General features: G+C 68.4%; 16 protein-coding genes and 1 tRNA gene. 13 read left to right on the top strand and 4 right to left on the bottom strand.

Going from position 1 to position 18,576, the window contains the following annotated elements; translation table 11 throughout:
• Window position 1: 1 nt before the first annotated feature.
• Both U5N23_RS04455 and U5N23_RS04450 read right to left on the bottom strand, forming a co-directional pair.
• Window positions 2-2,827, bottom strand: a complete 2,826-nt coding sequence (locus U5N23_RS04455) for an EAL domain-containing protein (protein ID WP_322591632.1) — start codon at window positions 2,825-2,827, stop codon at window positions 2-4.
• A 340-nt stretch (window positions 2,828-3,167) separates the two neighbouring features.
• Window positions 3,168-4,304 carry an iron-containing alcohol dehydrogenase gene (locus tag U5N23_RS04450; protein ID WP_322591631.1) on the bottom strand — a complete coding sequence of 379 codons (1,137 nt, stop codon included), beginning with the start codon at window positions 4,302-4,304 and terminating at the stop codon, window positions 3,168-3,170.
• A 211-nt stretch (window positions 4,305-4,515) separates the two neighbouring features.
• On the opposite strand from U5N23_RS04450, the gene U5N23_RS04445 reads away from it, so the two are divergent.
• Together U5N23_RS04445 and U5N23_RS04440 are read left to right on the top strand one after the other, a co-directional pair.
• A complete protein-coding gene (locus U5N23_RS04445) occupies window positions 4,516-5,478 on the top strand; it encodes an alpha/beta hydrolase (protein ID WP_322591630.1) in 963 nt (320 codons plus the stop codon).
• A 10-nt stretch (window positions 5,479-5,488) separates the two neighbouring features.
• Window positions 5,489-6,346, top strand: a complete 858-nt coding sequence (locus U5N23_RS04440; protein WP_322591629.1) for a YbgC/FadM family acyl-CoA thioesterase — start codon at window positions 5,489-5,491, stop codon at window positions 6,344-6,346.
• 823 nt (window positions 6,347-7,169) lie between these two features.
• Here the strand turns inward: U5N23_RS04440 and U5N23_RS04435 are convergent.
• Window positions 7,170-8,087, bottom strand: a complete 918-nt coding sequence (locus tag U5N23_RS04435; RefSeq protein ID WP_322591628.1) for a folate-binding protein — start codon at window positions 8,085-8,087, stop codon at window positions 7,170-7,172.
• Window positions 8,088-8,133: 46 nt separating this feature from the next.
• Here U5N23_RS04435 and mltG point away from each other — a divergent pair, with 46 nt between their 5' ends.
• The 6 genes from mltG to U5N23_RS04405 all read left to right on the top strand — a co-directional run bounded on the left by mltG (window position 8,134) and on the right by U5N23_RS04405 (window position 12,797).
• Window positions 8,134-9,120, top strand: coding sequence for an endolytic transglycosylase MltG (gene mltG, locus U5N23_RS04430; RefSeq protein WP_322591627.1), 987 nt, complete (start codon window positions 8,134-8,136; stop codon window positions 9,118-9,120).
• Window positions 9,121-9,173: 53 nt separating this feature from the next.
• Window positions 9,174-9,857, top strand: coding sequence for a dTMP kinase (tmk, locus tag U5N23_RS04425; protein ID WP_322591626.1), 684 nt, complete (start codon window positions 9,174-9,176; stop codon window positions 9,855-9,857).
• Complete coding sequence (locus U5N23_RS04420) at window positions 9,854-10,867, top strand: DNA polymerase III subunit delta' (RefSeq protein ID WP_322591625.1); 1,014 nt, start codon at window positions 9,854-9,856, stop codon at window positions 10,865-10,867. Before tmk ends, U5N23_RS04420 begins: the two co-directional genes overlap by 4 nt.
• A gap of 16 nt (window positions 10,868-10,883) precedes the next feature.
• Window positions 10,884-11,243: a PilZ domain-containing protein gene (locus tag U5N23_RS04415; protein ID WP_322591624.1), complete on the top strand. Its 360-nt coding sequence runs from the start codon at window positions 10,884-10,886 to the stop codon at window positions 11,241-11,243.
• A 64-nt stretch (window positions 11,244-11,307) separates the two neighbouring features.
• Entirely contained in the window at window positions 11,308-12,114 is an 807-nt protein-coding gene (locus tag U5N23_RS04410; RefSeq protein ID WP_322591623.1) for a TatD family hydrolase, read from the top strand.
• The gene (locus U5N23_RS04405; protein WP_322591622.1) at window positions 12,111-12,797 is read left to right on the top strand and encodes an ankyrin repeat domain-containing protein; all 687 of its coding nucleotides are present in this window, start codon (window positions 12,111-12,113) and stop codon (window positions 12,795-12,797) included. The genes U5N23_RS04410 and U5N23_RS04405 overlap by 4 nt, the downstream gene beginning before the upstream one ends.
• Before the next feature lie 15 nt (window positions 12,798-12,812).
• On the opposite strand, the gene msbA is transcribed toward U5N23_RS04405, so the two are convergent.
• Window positions 12,813-14,645, bottom strand: a complete 1,833-nt coding sequence (gene msbA / locus U5N23_RS04400) for a lipid A export permease/ATP-binding protein MsbA (protein ID WP_322591621.1) — start codon at window positions 14,643-14,645, stop codon at window positions 12,813-12,815.
• A 186-nt stretch (window positions 14,646-14,831) separates the two neighbouring features.
• Here msbA and tolB point away from each other — a divergent pair, with 186 nt between their 5' ends.
• The 5 genes from tolB (at window position 14,832) to U5N23_RS04375 (ending at window position 18,560) form a co-directional block, all read left to right on the top strand.
• Complete coding sequence (tolB, locus tag U5N23_RS04395; RefSeq protein WP_322591620.1) at window positions 14,832-16,160, top strand: Tol-Pal system beta propeller repeat protein TolB; 1,329 nt, start codon at window positions 14,832-14,834, stop codon at window positions 16,158-16,160.
• A 44-nt stretch (window positions 16,161-16,204) separates the two neighbouring features.
• On the top strand, window positions 16,205-16,756 hold the full coding sequence (gene pal, locus U5N23_RS04390; RefSeq protein WP_322591619.1) for a peptidoglycan-associated lipoprotein Pal: 552 nt from the start codon (window positions 16,205-16,207) through the stop codon (window positions 16,754-16,756).
• Window positions 16,756-17,553 (top strand): tol-pal system protein YbgF, encoded by a 798-nt coding sequence (gene ybgF, locus U5N23_RS04385; RefSeq protein ID WP_322591618.1) that lies wholly within the window; start codon window positions 16,756-16,758, stop codon window positions 17,551-17,553. The genes pal and ybgF overlap by 1 nt, the downstream gene beginning before the upstream one ends.
• Window positions 17,554-17,618: 65 nt before the next feature.
• Complete coding sequence (locus U5N23_RS04380; protein WP_322591845.1) at window positions 17,619-18,428, top strand: tRNA threonylcarbamoyladenosine dehydratase; 810 nt, start codon at window positions 17,619-17,621, stop codon at window positions 18,426-18,428.
• A gap of 56 nt (window positions 18,429-18,484) precedes the next feature.
• Window positions 18,485-18,560, top strand: a tRNA-Lys gene (locus U5N23_RS04375).
• Window positions 18,561-18,576: the final 16 nt, after the last annotated feature.

Genomic DNA, 18,576 nt, shown 5'->3' with positions numbered 1-18,576 from the left:
CTCAGCGCGTGGGCGTTGGCGCCGCCGCAGTCCGGGGCAGGCGCGCCTGCTCGTAGGTGCGGGTCCAGGCCAGCACCTCGTGCGCGGGCATGGGCGGCGCGATGCCGAAGCCCTGGGCCCGTTCGCAACCCAGCGCCAGCAGCTTGTCTCCATGGGCCGGTGTTTCCACGCCCTCGGCGATCACCTGGCGGTTGAAGGCCCGGGCCAGCGTGATAATGGCGTTGACCAGGGTCAGGTCGTCCTCGTCGTGCAGGATGCCCTGCACGAAGGACTGGTCGATCTTGAGGGTCTCCGCCGGCAGGCGCTTGAGGTAGGACAGCGATGAAAACCCGGTGCCGAAGTCGTCGAGCGCGAAGCGCACGCCGAGCGCCTGGCAGCTGTGCATCATGCTGCGCATGTACTGCATGTCCTGCAGCGCGGCGGATTCCAGGATTTCCAGTTCCAGCCGGGAGGGCGGCACCTCGGGGCAGGTCAGCAGCAGGTCCTTGAGCCGGTCCACGAAGTCGGGTCGGTGAAAGTGCTGCGCAGCGATGTTCACGCTGACCTCCCATTGCGCGCCGGCCAGGCTCCATTGCCGCATCTGGGACAGGGCCTCGCGCAGCACCCACTCGCCAAGCTCGGCCACGACCTCGGCATCCTGCAGCAGGGGCAGCACATGCTGGGGGCCGAGCAGGCCCTGTTCTGGGTGCTGCCAGCGCAGCAGGGCTTCCATGCCCAGCACCTCGCCGGTGCGCAGGTTGACTTTGGGTTGGTAGTGCAGGCGCATCTCGCCGGCCTGCAGCCCCTGGGTCACCCGGGTCTGCTGCGAATGCTGGGTCTGCACCGCGTGGTCGAGCTGCACGTCGAACAGGTGCATGCGGTTGCGGCCCGAGCGCTTGGCCTGGCACATGGCCTGGTCGGCCTGGCGCAGCAGGGTGTCGGGGTTCACGTCGTCCTGTGGGAACACGGCCACGCCGACGCTGGCGGTGGTGTGCAGCAGGCGGTCGTCGATGGCATAGGGTGCGGCCAGCTGCTGCATGAGCTGGCGCACATGCTCCTCGATGGCGGGCACGTCGGTCTGGTGGTTGAGCAGCAGCACGAACTCGTCACCACCCAGGCGCGCCGCCGCATTGCTGCCGGTGGCGAAGGCGTTCAGGCGCTGGGCCACCTCCTTGAGCAGGCGGTCGCCCATGCGGTGGCCGTGGGCGTCGTTGATGGCCTGGAAATGGTCCAGGTCCAGCATGCACACGGCCAGCAGGGTGGGGCTGCGGCCTGTCACGAACAGGGCGTGGGTGAGCCGCTCGGCCAGGGAGGCGCGGTTGAGCAGGCCGGTCAGGCCATCGTACCGCGCATGCCAGGAGATCTGGTGGCGCAGGTGGCTGGCTTCGGTCACGTCGCGGAACACCAGCACGCAGCCCGATGCGCGCCCGCTGCCCTGGCGGATGGCCGATGCCGTGTACTCGATGGCATAGCGCTCGCCCGAGCGGTGCAGCAGCACCTCCTGCATGGCGGGCTGGGTGGGGGCCGCCGTAGCGGTGTCGCCTGTGGCCCGGGTGGCGGCCTGGCTCGCGGGCTCCTCGTACAGCCGGAACACATCGTCCAGCAGTTCACCCACGGCCTGCTCGGCGGTGTAGCCGGTCATGAGCTGGGCGGCTTCGTTGATGGTCTCGATGCAGCCGGCCAGGTCGGTGGTGATCACGCCGTCGCCGATGGAGGCCAGCGTGACCTCGGCGCGGTCCTTCTCGTTGCGCAGCGCCTGCTCGGCGCGCTTGCGCTCGGTGATGTCCACCAGCGTGCCCACGGTGCCGGCCACGGCGCCGTTCGTGCTGGTGAAGGGCGCTTCGTAGTAGGCCATGGTGCGTGCCAGCTGGCCGGGCGGCTGCACCAGGACCTCGTTGTCCTGGGACATGGCCAGGTGCCGCGACTGGGTGGGTGAGAGCAGGTGCGGCGCCGTGAGGCCCGGGAACATGCCCTGGCCCGGCAGGCCGGGGTCGCCGTTCTGGAACAGCCGCTGCCAGGCCCGGTTGGCATCGACGAAAGTGCCATCCGCCTCGCGCACGAACACCGGCAGGGGCAGGGCGTCGATGAGCTGGCGCGTGAAGTGCAGTTGCTCGCTCTGCAGTTGCTGCGTCTCGCGCAGCGAGTGCACCAGCGACTGGACCTTGCCCGCCATGTCGTTGAAGGTGTGGGCCACGGCGCGCGATTCCAGGGTGCCCTTGATGTCCATGCGCGTGTCCAGGTGCCCCTGGCGGAAGCGGTCCGTGGCCTCGGTCAGGCGGCGCAGCATGCGGGCGTTGGCGCGCAGGATCAGGGTCAGCAGGAACAGGATGGTGAAGATGTTCAGCGCCGAGATGCGGGCCTGCACCACCACGGTCTTCCAGACCCGGTCCACCAGGATGCCAGGGTCGGCGGCGACCGTGAGCACGCCGGTGCGCCCGTCGGCGAAGCTCTGGCCAAAGCGCTGCGTGGGCGGGGCGATGTCCAGGATGTGGGCAAACCACGCCGGGGCCTGCATGGCCACGGGGGGCGCGGCCCACTGCAGGGGCGCGTGGCCCGGTACCTGCCACAGCAGCGACTGCACGCCCGGGCCGAAACGCGTGGGGGTGGACTGCAGCACGCGGGCGGCGGACTCGCGCTGGGCCGGGTCCAGGGCCACCAGGGTGGGCAGCAGGCTGTCGCCCACGCGCGCGAGTTCGGCCACGGCGCGGTCATGCGCTTCCTGCTCCTCCAGCGAGACCAGCTGCTGATAGCGCACGGCCACGACCGCCACGATGATCGCCAGGATCGCGAGGTACAGGCGGGGGGTGGTTCCCTGCGTCAGCCAGGCCCTGAATTTTTCTGCGCGCATGGATGGATCAGCCAGTCATTGCATGGAATGGATGAAAGAGCGCACGCAGCACCGCCCTCGGCGGCGCCCACCCGTGCGGTGGCATGCCGAAGGCCCGGCTGCGCGCCAGCCATGCACTCCACCATGCATGCCGCCTCGCTCAGCAGTGGCAACGGCCTGCGGCGCCCTGTGGCGCCGGCCCGTTAATTATTTTGTTAATTATTGTTTGGCAGTGCCGCAGTTTAGCTGCACGGGCGCTGTCTGTACCCCGCCCGTATGGGGGAGGCTGTTGGGGGGCGTGGCCGCACGCGCATCGCCGCCGCCACGGAGCGGGCACGGCCTGGGGCCAGACGGCCCGGCGTTACAGCGACTGCGTGAGCATGTCCCGGTATTCCTCGGGCGTGGCGATGCGCGGGTTCGTCTTGTGGCAGTGGTCGGCCAGGGCGCCCTTGATGATGTCGTCGAACATGCTTTCGGTCACGCCCATGGCCGCCAGGCCCGTGGGCAGGCCCAGGCGGGCGTTCATGTCGCGGATGGCGTCGGGAATGTCGAGCGCGCCGGCCAGGCCCATGGCATGGGCCATGCGCTCCAGGCGCTTTTCCTTTTGCACCGACTCGGCCCCGGCGTTGAAGCGGACCACCGCCGGCAGGAACATGGCGTTGAGCGTGCCATGGTGCAGGCGCGGGTTCACGCCGCCCAGGCTGTGGCTGAGCGAGTGCACGGCGCCCAGCCCTTTCTGGAAGGCCATGGCGCCCTGCATGCTGGCGCTCATCATGTGCAGGCGCGCATCGCGGTCGCTGCCGTTGCGCGTGGCCGGTTCGATGTGGGCCCAGCCGCGCGTGAGGCCGTCCAGCGCAATGCCGTCGGCCGGCGGGTTGAATGCGGCCGACATGAAGGTCTCCATGCAGTGCGCGATCGCATCCATGCCGGTGGCGGCCGTGAGCATGGGGGGCAGGCCCAGCGTGAGCTCGGGGTCGCAGATGGCGGTCTTGGGCACCAGGTGCCAGGAGTGGAAACCGAGCTTGCGATGGTCGTCCACGATGATGATGGCGCCGCGTGCCACCTCGCTGCCCGTGCCGCTGGTGGTGGGCACGGCGATCAGCGGTGCGGCGCGCTCGGTGATGCGCGGCGAGCCGCCTTCGATGGTGGCGTAGTGGGTGAGCGGGCCTTCGTGCGTGGCGGCAATGGCGATGCCCTTGGCGCAGTCGATGGCCGAGCCGCCGCCCACGGCGATCAGGCCGTCGCAGCCCTCGCGCTGGTAGACCTCCACCGCAGCGCGCACGGCAGCCTCGGTGGGGTTGGCCGGGGTCTGGTCGAACACCGCCACGGGCAGGCCCGCGAGCGCGTCCAGCGCCTTTTGCAGCACGCCGGCGGCCTTGACCCCAGGGTCCGTCACGACCAGCGGGCGTGTGATGCCCACGCGCTCGCATTCCTGCTGGAGCAGCTTCACGGCGCCGAACTCGAACTGGATCTGGGTGACGTAGTAGATGAAGGCCATGGCGTTGCGGGAAGTTGTTGTTGCGTGGACGATGGCTGTCGACTGTACAACCCAGGGGGCGGCATGGCCCTGAAGCAAACCCTCATGGATGCCGCTTTTTTCGTCACTTCCGTGACAACGGCGTGGCCGGCTTTTCAGGGCGCTGCAGCACGGTGCAGGGCGTTCGGGTAGATTCGCCCTTGCCTGTTTTGACATTGAGCGAGTTTGCCCTTTGACCGATCTGCACATCCACGCCAACCGCCTGACCCCCCAGATGCGCAGCGTGCTCGAACGCATGGCGCGCGCGGGCCACGCGCCGCTGTACACCCGCACCCCGCAGGATGCGCGCACCGCCTATGCGGCCGGTGCCGACGTGCTGGAGATCCCCAAGGCCGCGTTGCCCCGGGTGGAGGACTTCACCATCCCCGCGCGCGACGGCCATGCGCTGCCAGCGCGGCTGTACGCGCCTTCGACCGGGACGCCATTGCCCGTGCTGCTTTACACGCACGGCGGCGGCTTCACCATCGGCAGCATCGCCACGCACGACATCCTGTGCCGCGAACTGGCGCGGCTGGCGGGGTGCATGGTGGTCTCGCTCGATTACCGGCTGGCGCCCGAGCACCGCTTTCCCACCGCCACCCACGACGCCTGGGATGCGCTGGCCTGGCTGCATGCGAATGCAGCCGGCCTGGGTGCCGACCCGGCGCGCATCGCCGTGGGCGGCGACAGCGCGGGCGGCACGCTGGCGACCGTGAATGCCATCCTGGCGCGCGATGCGGGCCTGCCGCTGGCGCTGCAGCTGCTGATCTACCCGGGCTGCGCGGCGCACCAGGACACACCCTCGCACACCCGCTTTGCCAGCGGCCTGGTGCTCGACGAGCCGGCCATCACCTGGTTCTTCGGCCAGTACGTGACCAGCCGCGCGCAGCGCGAGGACTGGCGCTTCGCACCCCTGCATGCCGACGATGTGGAGGGCGTGGCCCCCGCATGGATCGGCCTGGCCGAGTGCGACCCGCTGGTGGACGAGGGCGTGGACTATGCCGACAAGCTGCGTGCCGCAGGCGTGGCGGTGGACCTGGAGATCTACCGCGGCGTGACGCACGAATTCATCAAGATGGGCCGCGCGATTCCCGAGGCGCGCCAGGCCCACGCCGACGCGGCGCGCGCGCTGCGCAACGCTTTTCAACTGGAGTGAGACACAAGCCATGCAACGCCGTGATTTCCGTTGTTTCCACCGCCTGAGGGTGCGCTGGGCCGAAGTGGACATGCAGAAGATCGTGTTCAACGGCCACTACCTGATGTACATCGACAACGCCATGTCCGAATACTGGCGTGCCCTGGCCTTGCCCTACGAGGCCAGCATGCACGCGCTCGACGGCGAGATGTTCGTGAAGAAGGCGAGCCTCGAATACCACGCATCCGCACGCATGGACGACACGCTGGATGTGGGCATGCGCTGTGCGCGCGTGGGCAATTCCTCGTGCCTGTTCGAGGCCGGCATCTTCAGTGGCGACCGGCTGCTGGTCTCGGGCGAGCTGGTCTATGTGTTCGCCGACCCCGTGGCACAGAAGTCGCGGCCCGTGCCCGATGTGCTGCGCGCAATCATCACGGCCTTCGAGGCCGGGGAGGACCTAGCCGAGGTCAGGACCGGCGACTGGAATGCGCTGGGCCGTGATGCGGGCCGGCTGCGCACCGCCGTGTTCGTCACGGAGCAGGGCATTCCTGCCGAGATCGAGGCCGATGCGCTCGACGCCACTGCGCGCCATGCGGTGGTCTACAACCGCCTGGGCCAGCCGATTGCGGCGGGGCGTTTGCTGCAGGAGGCGCCTGGCGTGGGGCGTATCGGGCGCTTGGCGGTGGACCGGTCGGTGCGGGGGACGCGGTGGGGGCGCAAGTTGTTGGATGCGTTGGTGGATGCTTCACGTACTCGTGGGGACCGGGAGGTGCAGTTGCATGCGCAGGGCAATGCGGAGGGGTTTTACCGGAGGGCGGGGTTTGCTGTGGTGGGGGAGCCTTATGAGGAGGCGGGGATTGCGCATGTTGTGATGGCGCGGGTCTTTTGATTATTTGGCTTTGGGTGTCGCTTCGCTTTGATGAGGCGTGCCTTTGTTGAGGGCGGAGGCCGGGATGTGCGCCCGGCGGCGCACCCACCTTCTTTTGCGTCGCCAAAAGAAGGTGGGCCAAGAAAAGGCGACCCCCAGTCTGCGTCCCCCGTTCGCCCTGTCGGGCGAACGGGGACAACCTGCGATGCTCGGATCTGGGGTGGTGCCGCAGAACTCGCTACGTTCTTCGAACTCCGCTCAAACAGCTGCGGCAAGTTAGATGACGAAGCGTGTGTGTCCTGCGGCACACACGCCCACCCCAGCTCCTGCGCTTCTCGGCGCAGCCAGCAGGGGTGGGGAGCGGGCTCCACACGGCTGCTGCTGCGCAGCTGCGCCTGGGGTCGGTGACGTGCGCGAGGCGCGCTGCCGACGGTTGGGCGCATTCTCCCTGCCCAGGCCGAGCGCAGCGAAGGACCACGAGGCCGAGCGAAGCAATGGCCCGAGTGGAGCCCGCTCCCACCCCCTTCTGACCGTGCCGAGAAGCGCAGGGCCTGGGGTGAGCGCGTGCCGAAGGACACGCGCCTCGTCATCTGGCTCGCCGAAGCTGTTTGACCGGAGCTGCCTCGCAGAGGCAGCGCAGGGAGTTCTTCGGCGTCACCCCAGGACCGAGCATCGCAGGCTGCCCCCAGCGCCCGACAGGGCGATGGGGGACACGGGCAGCGGGGTCGCCTTTCTTTTGGGTACTTTTCTTTGGCGAAGCAAAGAACAAGTACCTCGGCCGCCGGGCCGAGACCCGGCCTCCGCCCTCAAGCAAGGCATGCGGCATGCCTCCCTTATAAACTGATCAAATATCGTCAAGCAAGGCGTAAGGCAACGGCTGCAGCGCAAGGGCCACGCCGTCCGACACGCCGACCTGCAGTGGACCGTCAGCCGCCGAAATCTGCATCGAAAGGATCAAGTCGAACCCCCCGCCCGGTGCAGCAGCCACCTGCACCACCGTCCCACAAGGCTGCTCCAGATCGCCGACAGCAAACACCTCCGCCCCCACCGCCACCGCACTGCCGGCATGCGCGATGTAAGACCGCCGCTTGAGCGTGCCGCGGAACTGGCTGCGCGCCACCACCTCCTGGCCTGGGTAGCATCCCTTCTTGAAGTTCACGCCACCGACCGACTCGTAATTGAGCATCTGCGGCACGAAGGCTTCGAACAATGGCTGGGTCAAGGTTGCCACGCCGCTCTGCACCTCGCTCCACTGCCACAGGGCAGGGTCGAGCGCTGGACCTGCCGGAGCGGCTTCGGAGGAGGGCGCTATCCACAGGGCGCGAGGCTGGCCTGCGGCAGGGTAGAGGTGGACCACACTGGCGGAGCCGACCTCGGCCTTGGTCCAGGCCGGGGCCGTGCCACCAGCAAGTGAGACAACGGCATCGCCAGCCAGGCCATACAGGGAAAAGTCGGCAGACGCATCAGTCAACTTCGCCTTGGCGCGCATCACGAACATCGACAAACGCTTGAGCGTGGTGGCCAGCAGGTCCTGGCTGATCACGAGCAGCACCTCGACAGGGCTGCGCTTGAAGCCGACCATGCTGGCCTGCATGCGGCCCTTGGCCGAGAGAAAAGCCGACAGGCGCGCCTCGCCCAGGCCCAGCAGGGCGTAGTCCTGCGTGAGCTGGCCATGGAGGAACTTGGCGGCGTCTTCGCCTTCCACGCGGATCACGCCAAGGTGCGACAAGGGGGCAATGCCATTCAGGGGAAGCTGGGTCATGGCTGAATTATGATGCCCGCTCCCTTTATCTACAGGCAGCAGGGTTGTGCGACGCTTACTGGTTTTTGTCTTGGTGATCGTGATCGCCGCAGGTGGAGCCGCCTTCTGGTGGCTGCACCAGCCCCTGCCCATGGGCAACGAGCCGCTGGAACTGGCCATCGAGCCCGGCACCACGCCGCGCGGCGTGGCCCGCGATGTGGTGGCGGCCGGCGTGCGCACCGACGCGCAATTGCTCTATGCCTGGTTCCGCTTTTCGGGGCAGGACCGCATGATCAAGGCGGGCAACTACGAGATTCCGCCCGGCACCACGCCGCGCGGCCTGCTGGCCAAGCTCGTGCGGGGCGAGGAGGCGCTGCGCGCCTTGACCCTGGTGGAGGGCTGGAACTTCCGCCAGGTGCGCCAGGCACTGGCTGCGGATGACCAGATCAAGCCTGATTCCAGGGGCCTGACCGACGAGGCCCTGATGGCGCAGCTCGGGCGCCCCGGCGTGGCACCCGAGGGCCGCTTCTTCCCGGACACCTACACCTACGCCAAGGGATCGAGCGACCTGGCGGTGCTGCGCCGCGCCCTGCACGCCATGGACCGCAAGCTCGAAGCCGCCTGGAGCCAGCGCTCGCCCGATACCCCGCTCAAGTCCGCCGACGAGGCGCTGATCCTGGCCAGCATCGTCGAGAAGGAAACCGGCCGCGCCAGCGACCGCGCGCAGATCGCCGGGGTGTTCGTCAACCGCCTGCGCACCGGCATGCTGCTGCAGACCGACCCCACGGTGATCTACGGCCTGGGCGAGAAGTTCGACGGCAACCTGCGCCGGCGCGACCTGCTGGCCGATACCCCCTGGAACACCTACACCCGCGGCGGCCTGCCGCCCACGCCCATCGCCATGCCTGGCAAGGCCTCTCTGCTGGCCGCCGTGCAGCCCGAGCGCACCAAGGCGCTGTATTTCGTGGCCAAGGGCGATGGCACCAGCCACTTCAGTGCCTCGCTCGACGAGCACAACCGTGCCGTCAACCGCTACCAGCGCGGGCAGCAGTAGGCTGCCACAGCGCACCCTGCTCTCCCGCCTGCATACTCTGGACAAAGGTTTTCATGTCACGACCCGGCCTCTTCATCACCTTTGAGGGCATCGACGGTGCCGGCAAGTCCTCGCACATCGAAGGGCTGGCCTCGGCATTCCGCGCGCAGGGCCGCACGGTGACGGTGAGCCGCGAGCCCGGCGGCACGCCATTGGCCGAAAAGCTGCGCGAGATGGTGCTGAACGACGCCATGGACCCGTTGACCGAGTCGCTGCTGATCTTCGCGGCGCGCCGCGACCACCTGTGCAACGTGATCGAGCCGGCCCTGGCCCGGGGCGATGTGGTGCTGTGCGACCGTTTCACCGACGCCACCTTTGCCTACCAGGGGGCAGGGCGGGGTTTCGACCTCATGACCCTGTCCACCCTGGAGCGCATGGCCCAGGGCGGCCTGGTGCCGGGCGCGGGTGCAGGCACCTTGCGCAACCCGGACCTGACCGTCTGGTTCGACCTGGCACCCGAGGTGGCGGCCGAGCGCCTGGCCGGCGCCCGTGTGCCCGACCGCTTCGAGGCGCAGCCCGTGGAGTTCTTTCGCCGCGTGGCCCAGGGCTATGCCGACCGGGCCGCCGTGGAGCCCGCGCGCTTTGCCCGGCTCGATGCCGCGCTGGACCGCCACCGTGTCTGGCAGCAGCTGACCAGCGTGTTCGTGCGCAAGGGCTGGCTGTCCATCATGGTGCCCACGCCGAAAGAAATGTCATGAGCGACGCCAACAGCAGCCTCCCGCTGGCGCCCTGGATCGCCGCGCAGCGCAGCAGCTTGCTCGCCCAGCGCGGCCATGCTTGGCTGCTGCAGGGGCCCTCGGGCCTGGGCCAGTACACGCTGGGCCTGGAGATGGTGCGCGCCTGGCTGTGCGACCGGCCCACGGCCGATGGCGCCTGCGGCCAGTGCGGCAGTTGCCACGCCATCGAAGTGCGCACCCATGCCGACCTGTGCGTGCTGATGCCCGAGGTGCAGATGATGGCCCTGGGCTGGCCGCTGTCGGAGAAGGCCCAGGCCGACATCGACGACAAGAAGCGCAAGGCCAGCAAGGAAATCCGCGTGGAGGCCATGCGCGATGCGGTGGAGTTCTCCCAGCGCACCTCGGCGCGCGGGCGTGGCAAGGCGGTGCTGGTGTACCCGGCCGAGCAGATGAACCACATCACGGCCAACGCCCTGCTCAAGACGCTGGAGGAGCCGCCGGGCGATGTGCGCTTCGTGCTGGCCAGCGAGGCCGCGCACCAGTTGCTGCCCACCATCCGCAGCCGCTGCCTGGGCCACACCATGGTCTGGCCGGCCGAGGCAGAGATGCTGGCCTGGCTCCAGGGCCAGGGCATTGCGGCCGATGCGGCGCCGGCCTTTCTGCGTGCCGCAGGCGGGCGGCCCGACGATGCGCTGGCGCTGGCCCGCTCCGGCCGCAGCCCGCAGGCCTGGGCCCTGCTGCCGCAGGCGGTGGCGCGCGGTGATGCCACGGCGCTGGGCGACTGGTCGCCCGCACAGGTGATCGACGCGCTGCAAAAGCTCTGCCACGACCTGCTGGCCGCCAGCGTGGGCGCCGCGCCGCGCTACTTTGCCCCGGCCGACCTGCCCAAGCCACCGCCGCTGGGGCCCCTCACGCGCTGGTCCAAGGCCCTGGCCAAGGCGGCGCGCACGGCCGACCACCCCTTCAATGCCGGCCTGATGCTGGAGGCGCTTGTCGCCCAGGCGCGAAACACCCTACACTCCAAGCACTGAAGCCGTCCCACCCACCATGAGCAGTCCATCCACCGCCCCCCGCCCCAGCGTCATGCAGCTGGCCATCAAGGAAAAGGCGGCTCTGTATGCGGCCTATATTCCCTTTTTCGTCGAAGGGGGCATTTTTGTGCCCACCCAGCGCGACTACAAACTCGGCGACGATGTGTATGTGCTGCTGACCTTGCCCGACGACACCCAGCGCTACCCGGTGGCCGGCCGCGTGGCCTGGGTCACCCCGGCGCGTGCCGCCGGCAACCGCACCCAGGGCGTGGGCATCCAGTTCCCCAAGGACGAGAAGTCGCGCCAGCTCAAGATCAAGATCGAGGAGCTGCTCGGAACTTCGCTGGGTTCGGACCGTCCGACTCAGACCATCTGAGGTCCGGCCCCCCTGCCTATGCCGACCCGCTCAGGCGGGTCGGCTTTTTCCATTTTGAAACCACATGTTCGTTGATTCGCATTGCCACCTCACCTATCCCGGCCTGGTTGACCAGCTCCCGGCCATCCGCCAGGCCATGGCCGAGGCCTCGGTGGACCGGGCCCTGTGCATCTGCACCACCATGGAAGAGTTCGGCGACGTGCATGCGCTGGCGCTCGCGCACGGCAACTTCTGGAGCACGGTGGGCGTGCACCCCGACAACGAGGGCGTGACCGAGCCCTCGGTGCAGGACCTGCTGGACCGCGCCGCCCTGCCGCGCGTGGTGGCCATCGGCGAGACGGGCCTCGATTACTACGGCATGGAAGACCGCAAGGGCGGGCGCAGCATCGCCGACCTGGAGTGGCAGCGCGAGCGCTTTCGCACCCATATCCGTGCGGCGCGCAGCTGCGCCAAGCCGCTGGTGATCCATACCCGCAGCGCGTCGGACGACACCCTGGCCATCCTCAGGGAAGAGGGCGAGGACGGCGCGGGCAACCGGGCCGGCGGCGTGTTCCACTGCTTCACCGAGTCCATGCAGGTGGCGCGGGCGGCGCTCGACCTGGGCTACTACATCTCCTTCTCGGGCATCATCACCTTCAAGACCGCACAGGAGTTGCGCGATGTGGTGGCCTTCGTGCCGCTGGACCGCATGCTGATCGAGACCGACAGCCCCTACCTGGCGCCAGTGCCCTACCGGGGCAAGACCAACAGCCCCGCCTATGTGCCCCATGTGGCCAGGCAGGTGGCGCAGACCCGCAGCATCGCCGTGGAGGAGGTGGCCGAGGCCACCAGCCGCAATTTCGAGACCTTGTTCAAGGGAGTGAACGCATGACGAGCCACACGCTGCGCCGCCGCACGGCGCTGTTGGGCGCCCTGGCACTGGCCACCGGTGCCGCTACCGCCTGGGCGGGTTCCTACGAGGACTTCTTTTCGGCCGTGGAGCGGGACGACGCCGACACCGTCAACAACCTGCTGCGCCGCGGGTTCGACCCCAACATCCGCGACCCGAAGGGGCAGGTGGGGCTGACGCTGGCGATCCAGGCCGAGTCGCTCAAGGTGTTTGCCGCCCTCATCGCCAACCGGCGCCTGAAGGTGGAGACACGCAACCAGCAGGACGAAAGCCCGCTGATGATGGCCGCGCTCAAGGGCAATGTCGACGCCGTCAAGGCATTGATGGCGCGCGATGCCGACGTGAACAAGGAAGGCTGGGCACCGCTGCACTATGCCGCATCGGGCATCAAGCAGGAGCACGTGCGCATCATCGGCATGCTGCTGGAGAACCATGCCTACATCGACGCCACCTCGCCCAACGGCACCACGCCGCTGATGATGGCCGCGCAGTACGGCTCCAACGACGCCGTGCAACTGCTGCTCAACGAGGGCGCCGATCCTACGCTCAAGAACCAGCTGGGCCTGACGGCCGTGGACTTCGCGATGCGGGTGAGCCGCACGGAGGCGGCCGAGAAGATCGCCAGCGCCATCCGCCGCCGCCAGCCCAACGCGGGCAAGTGGTAGAAGATCGGTAGGCCGTTATTCCGTTGCTGCGGGCATGTCCGCCGCGGCAGCAGCCCTTGCGGCGGTGGCCGGGCGGCTCTGCAGGCGCGCGTACAGGCCGCCAGCGGCCACGAGCTGGGCATGCGTGCCCTGCTCCACGATGCGGCCCTGTTCCATCACGACCACGCGGTCCGCATGCTCGATGGTGGACAGGCGGTGGGCGATCACCAGCGTGGTGCGGCCCTGCATCAGCCGGTTCAGCGCGTCCTGCACCAGGCGCTCCGATTCCGTGTCCAGCGCCGAGGTAGCTTCGTCCAAAATGAGGATGGGCGCGTCCTTGTACAGAGCGCGCGCGATGGCCAGGCGCTGGCGCTGGCCGCCCGAGAGCTGGGTGGCGTTGTGCCCCACCACGGTGTGGATGCCCTGGGCCAGCGATGCCACGTGGTCCGCCAGGTTGGCGGCCGCCAGGCAGGCCCGCACCTTGCCATCGTCCACCGCATGGCCCAGCGCCACATTGGCGGCGATGGTGTCGTTGAACATCACCACGTCCTGGCTGACCATGGCGATCTGGCTGCGCAGGGCCGAAAGGTCCCAGTCCTGCACGGCGTGGCCGTCAAGCAGCACCGCACCCGACGAGGTGGCGATGAAGCGCGGCAGCAGGTTCACCAGCGTGGTCTTGCCGGCGCCCGAGGGGCCCACCAGCGCCACGATCTCGCCGGGTGCCACGGCAAGGCTCACGCCGTCCAGGGCCGGGGCATTGTCGGGGCCGAAGGAGACGGACACATCGCGCAGCTCCAGCGCGCCCTGGGCCCGCTCCGTGCGGTAGCTGCCGCCCTGCTCGGCCCCCGTGTCGCCCAGCAGGGACAGGCCGCGCTCAAGCGCCGCCACGCCGCGCGTGATGGGGTTGGCCACGTCCGCCAGGCGGCGGATGGGGGCGATGAGCATCAACATGGCGGTGATGAACGAGACAAAGCCGCCCACCGTCACGTCCTTGGCATCCAGGGTGCCGCGGCTTTGCCACAGTGCAATGCAGATCACCACCGACAGCGCGGCGGCGGCCAGCAGCTGCGTGAGCGGCGTCATCGCCGCCGAGGCGATGGTGGACTTGATGGCCAGGCCGCGCAGGCTCTGGCTCAAGCCCCCAAAGCGCGTCGATTGGCCCTCTTGCGCGCCGTGCAGGCGCACCATGCGGTGGGCCAGCACGTTCTCCTCGACCACGTAGGCCAGCTCGTCGGTCGCCTGCTGGCTGCTCTTGGTCAGGGTGTACAGGCGCCTGGACAGGGTCTTCATGATCCAGGCCACGCCCGGCACCACCACCGCCACGATCAGCGTGAGCTGCCAGTTCAGGTACAGCAGGTAGCCCAGCAGGGCGATCAGCGTGAAGCCATCGCGCGACAGGCCCAGCAGGGCCTGCACCAGCAGCGTGGCGCCGGTCTGCACCTCGTACACCACGGTGTTGGACAGGGCGCTCGCCGACTGGCGCGAGAACAGCCCCATCTCGGCTGCCAGCACGCGGTCGAACAGCGCACGGCGCAGCAGCAGCATGCCTTCGTTGGCGATGCGTGCCAGCGCATACTGGCCCACGAACTGCGCCAGGCCGCGCACCAGGAACACCCCCATGATGGCCAGGGGCACTGCCCACAGTGGCAAGGTGCCCTGGGTGAAGCCGCGGTCCAGCAGGGGCTGCAGCAGTGCCGGGATCAGGGGTTCCGTGGCCGCACCCACCAGGGTCGCCGCGATGGCCAGGCCCCAGGCCAGCCGCTGGTTGCCGAAATACACGGAAAGCCGCGCCAGGCGGGCGGTGAGGCTGGGGGCAGGGGGGGCGGGCGGCGCTGCGGGGCCCGTGGCGCTCGGATCGGTGGCTTGCATGTGCAGCGGATTCTAAGGCGGCGATGCGTGGCGCCCCCGTGCCCGTGAACGGGCATCTCCCGGGCATGTGGGTGCTGCAGTGCAGCGCTTGACCATGGGCCCCTGCACAGTTTGTCACAGCGGGTCTTCCCCAGTGTGTAACATTGGCGCTGCCAACCGGCATTTGTTCGGCTACTGCGGCTGCCAATGACCACAGATCACAACACCAACTCCAACACCCTCTTCCAAGCGGCCCTGCCGCGTCCCATGCGCCGCCAGATCCTGGCGGCCGCCCTTGCATCCACTGCCTCCTTGCCCGCCCTCGCGCAGTTCCGCGTGGAAGTCACGGGCGTGGGCCTGACCCAGTTGCCGATTGCCATCGTCCCTTTCCGTGGCGAGGTGCAGGCGCCGCAGAAGATCGGCGCCATCGTCCAGGCCGATCTGGAGCGCAGCGGGCAGTTCCGCGCAGTGGACACTGCCGGTGCGGTGCTCGACGAGACCTCGCGCCCCGACGTGGCCCTGTGGCGCCAGAAGACCGCCGATTCGCTGGTCACCGGCAGCGTAACGCGCACACCCGATGACCGCTACGAGGTGCGCTTTCGGCTGTGGGATGTGGTCAAGGGCCAGGACCTGGGCGGCCAGAGCTTTGCCGTGTCCCAGGCCGATCTGCGGCTGGTGGCCCACCGCATCGCCGATTTCGTCTACGAAAAGCTCACCGGCGAGCGTGGCGTCTTCTCCACCCGCATCGTCTACGTCACCAAGACCGGCAGCCGCTACAGCCTGTGGGTGGCCGATGCCGATGGCGAGAACGCGCAATCGGCCCTGTCGAGCCCCGAGCCCATCATCTCGCCGGCCTGGTCGCCCTCGGGCGGTCAGATCGCCTATGTGTCGTTCGAGTCGCGCAAGCCCGTGGTCTACGTGCACCAGGTCGCCTCGGCCCAGCGCCGCCTGGTGGCCAACTTCCGTGGCTCCAACAGCGCACCGGCCTGGTCCCCGGACGGCCGCAGCCTGGCCGTGACGCTGAGCCGCGATGGCGGCTCGCAACTCTACATGATCGACGCCAACGGCGGCGAGCCCAGGCGCCTGATGCAAAGCCCGGGCATCGATACCGAACCCATGTTCTCGGCCGACGGCCGCAGCATCTACTTCGTGAGCGACCGGGGTGGTGCGCCGCAGATCTACCGCGTGCCTGCGGGCGGCGGCAGTGCCGAGCGCGTGACCTTCACCGGGTCCTACAACATCTCGCCCAGCATCAGCCCCGATGGCAAGTGGTTGGCCTACATTTCCCGCGTGGGTGGGGCCTTCAAACTGCACGTCATGGACCTGGCCTCAGGCACCGTCACCGCCATCACCGATACCTCGGCCGACGAGAACCCCAGCTTTGCACCCAACAGCCGCCTCATCGTGTATGCCACGCAGCAGCAGGGCCGCGAGGCGCTCATGACCACCACGTTGGACGGAAAGATCAAGGCGCGCCTGGCCGGCCAGCCTGGAGACATCCGCGAGCCCGATTGGGGCCCGTTCCAGAAGCAATGAACTTTTCAGCACTTTTCACTATCTAGTTTCCAGGAGAATTTTGGATGAACATCAAACTCAAGCGCCTTACCCTTGCCCTGACCGTGACCGCCCTGGTGGCCGGCTGCAGTTCGGGTGTCAAGCTCGATGACGTGCCGGTGGAAGACAAGACGGCCAGTTCCGGCATGGGCTCGGGCAACACCGGCGCCAACACCGGCAGCACCGGCCAGAGCACCGTCGCCCCCCTGGACCTGACCGGCTCCGGCGCCAATGCCCAAGGCCCTGTGGGCGTGGCCCGCATCGTCTACTTCGACTACGACAGCTACGTCATCAAGTCCGAGTTCCAGTCGCTCCTGGAAGCCCATTCGCGCTTCATCAAGGCCAACTCGGGCCGCAAGGTCATGATCGAAGGCCACACCGATGACCGCGGTGGCCGCGAGTACAACCTGGCCCTCGGCCAAAAGCGTGCCGAAGCCGTGCGCCGTTCGCTGGGCCTGCTGGGCGTGCCGGATTCGCAGGTCGAAGCCGTGAGCTTCGGCAAGGAAAAGCCTGCCGTCCCCGGCAACAGCGAAGATGCGCACGCCCAGAACCGCCGCGCTGAGCTGTCGTACCGTTGATGCCCGGGTTCAGCCTTTCATCACCACCCCTGCGGTCCGTGGCCGCAGGCCTGGCACTGGCCTGCGCCGCGCTGCCCGGCGCGCATGCGGCCCTCTTCGAGGACGGTGAGGCGCGCCGCGCCATCCTGGAAGTGCGCCAGCGCGTGGACGCCCTGCAGCAGTCCCAGCAGCGCACGGCCGACGAGTTGCGCCGCGCCAACGAGGACACCGCCCAGTTGCGCCGGGCCTTGCTGGAGCTGCAGACCCAGATCGAAACCCTGCGCAGCGAGAATGCCCGTTTGCAGGGGCAGAACGAGCAACTGACGCGCGAAGTGTCCGAGTTGCAGCGCCGCCAGAAGGACATCGCCCAGGGGGTGGACGAACGCCTGCGGCAGTTCGAGCCCGTCAAGGTCGCGGTGGATGGTCTGGAGTTCCAGGCCGATGCCGCCGAGAAGAAGGACTTCGAAGCTGCGCTGGCCATCTTCCGCGCCGGCAAGTTCCCCGAGGCCAACCAGGCCTTCGGCAACCTGATCCGCCAGTACCCGCGCAGCGGCTACGTGCCGTCGGCCCGCTTCTGGCTGGGCAACGGCCAGTACGCCGCCCGCGACTACAAGGACGCGATCAACAACTTCAAGGCCCTGCTGGCCGAGGCGCCCACGCATGCGCGTGCGCCCGAGGCTGCCCTGTCGATCGCCAACTGCCAGGTCGAGCTCAAGGACGCCCGCGCCGCACGCAAGACGCTGGAAGACCTGGTCCGGGTCTATCCCCAGTCCGAAGCTGCGATGGCTGCCAAGGAACGCCTGGCCCGCATGAAGTGAGCATGCAGGATCCCACGCCCGAGGTGAAGGAACTGCTGGTCGGTAGCGAAACCGCTCCCGTGCCCATGGTTCCCTTTGCCGATGACGCGACCGACGAGGTCACGCAGCGGCGCTTCGGCGGGCTTGAGCGCCTGTATGGCGTGGAGGGCGCCCGGCGCATCCGCGCCTCGCACGTGGTGGTCGTGGGCATCGGCGGTGTTGGCTCCTGGTCTGCCGAGGCACTGGCCCGCAGCGGCGTCTCGCGCCTCACGCTGGTGGACCTGGACCATGTGTCCGAGTCCAACATCAACCGCCAGATCCATGCCCTGTCCACCACGGTGGGGCAGGCCAAGATCGAAGCCATGCGCGACCGCATCGCGCTGATCAACCCCGAATGCGACGTGCGCTGCATCGACGAGTTCGTGGAGCCGGGCAACTGGCCCCAGTTGCTGGGCAGCGACCCGGTGGATGCGGTGATCGACGCCTGCGACCAGATCAAGGCCAAGACCGCCATGGCCGTGTGGGCGCGCGCCACGGGCCAGGCCTTCATCAGCGTGGGTGCGGCCGGCGGCAAGCGCCAGGCGCACAAGGTGGACATCGAGGACCTGTCTGCCACCACGCACGACCCGCTGCTCGCCCAGTTGCGCTACCAGTTGCGCAAGCACCACGGCGCCCCGCGCGAGGGCCGCAAGATCGGCCTCACCTGCGTGTTCAGCCGCGAAGCCGTGGCGCAGCCCGACGCCTCGTGCGCCATCGAGAGCGGCGACGGCTCCCTCAACTGCCATGGCTACGGCTCGGTCGTGGCCGTGACGGCCACCTTCGGCCAGTGCGCTGCGGGCTGGGTGATCGACCGTCTGGCAGCGGGGCCGCAAAAAGCGCCAAAAATCAAGCTATAATCTTAGGCTTTGCAGCATCTACGGTTCAGGAATGGGCCGGCAGGCGTTGCAATGATGGGACGTTAGCTCAGTTGGTAGAGCAGCGGACTTTTAATCCGTTTGTCGTGGGTTCGACCCCCGCACGTCCCACCAGGATACGCAAGGCGCT

The sequence above is a fragment of the Acidovorax sp. genome (assembly GCF_034519795.1).
Classification (GTDB): domain Bacteria; phylum Pseudomonadota; class Gammaproteobacteria; order Burkholderiales; family Burkholderiaceae_C; genus Acidovorax.
The sequence above is the reverse complement of the archived record's forward strand: the minus strand, read 5'-3'. Positions and strand labels throughout refer to the sequence as shown.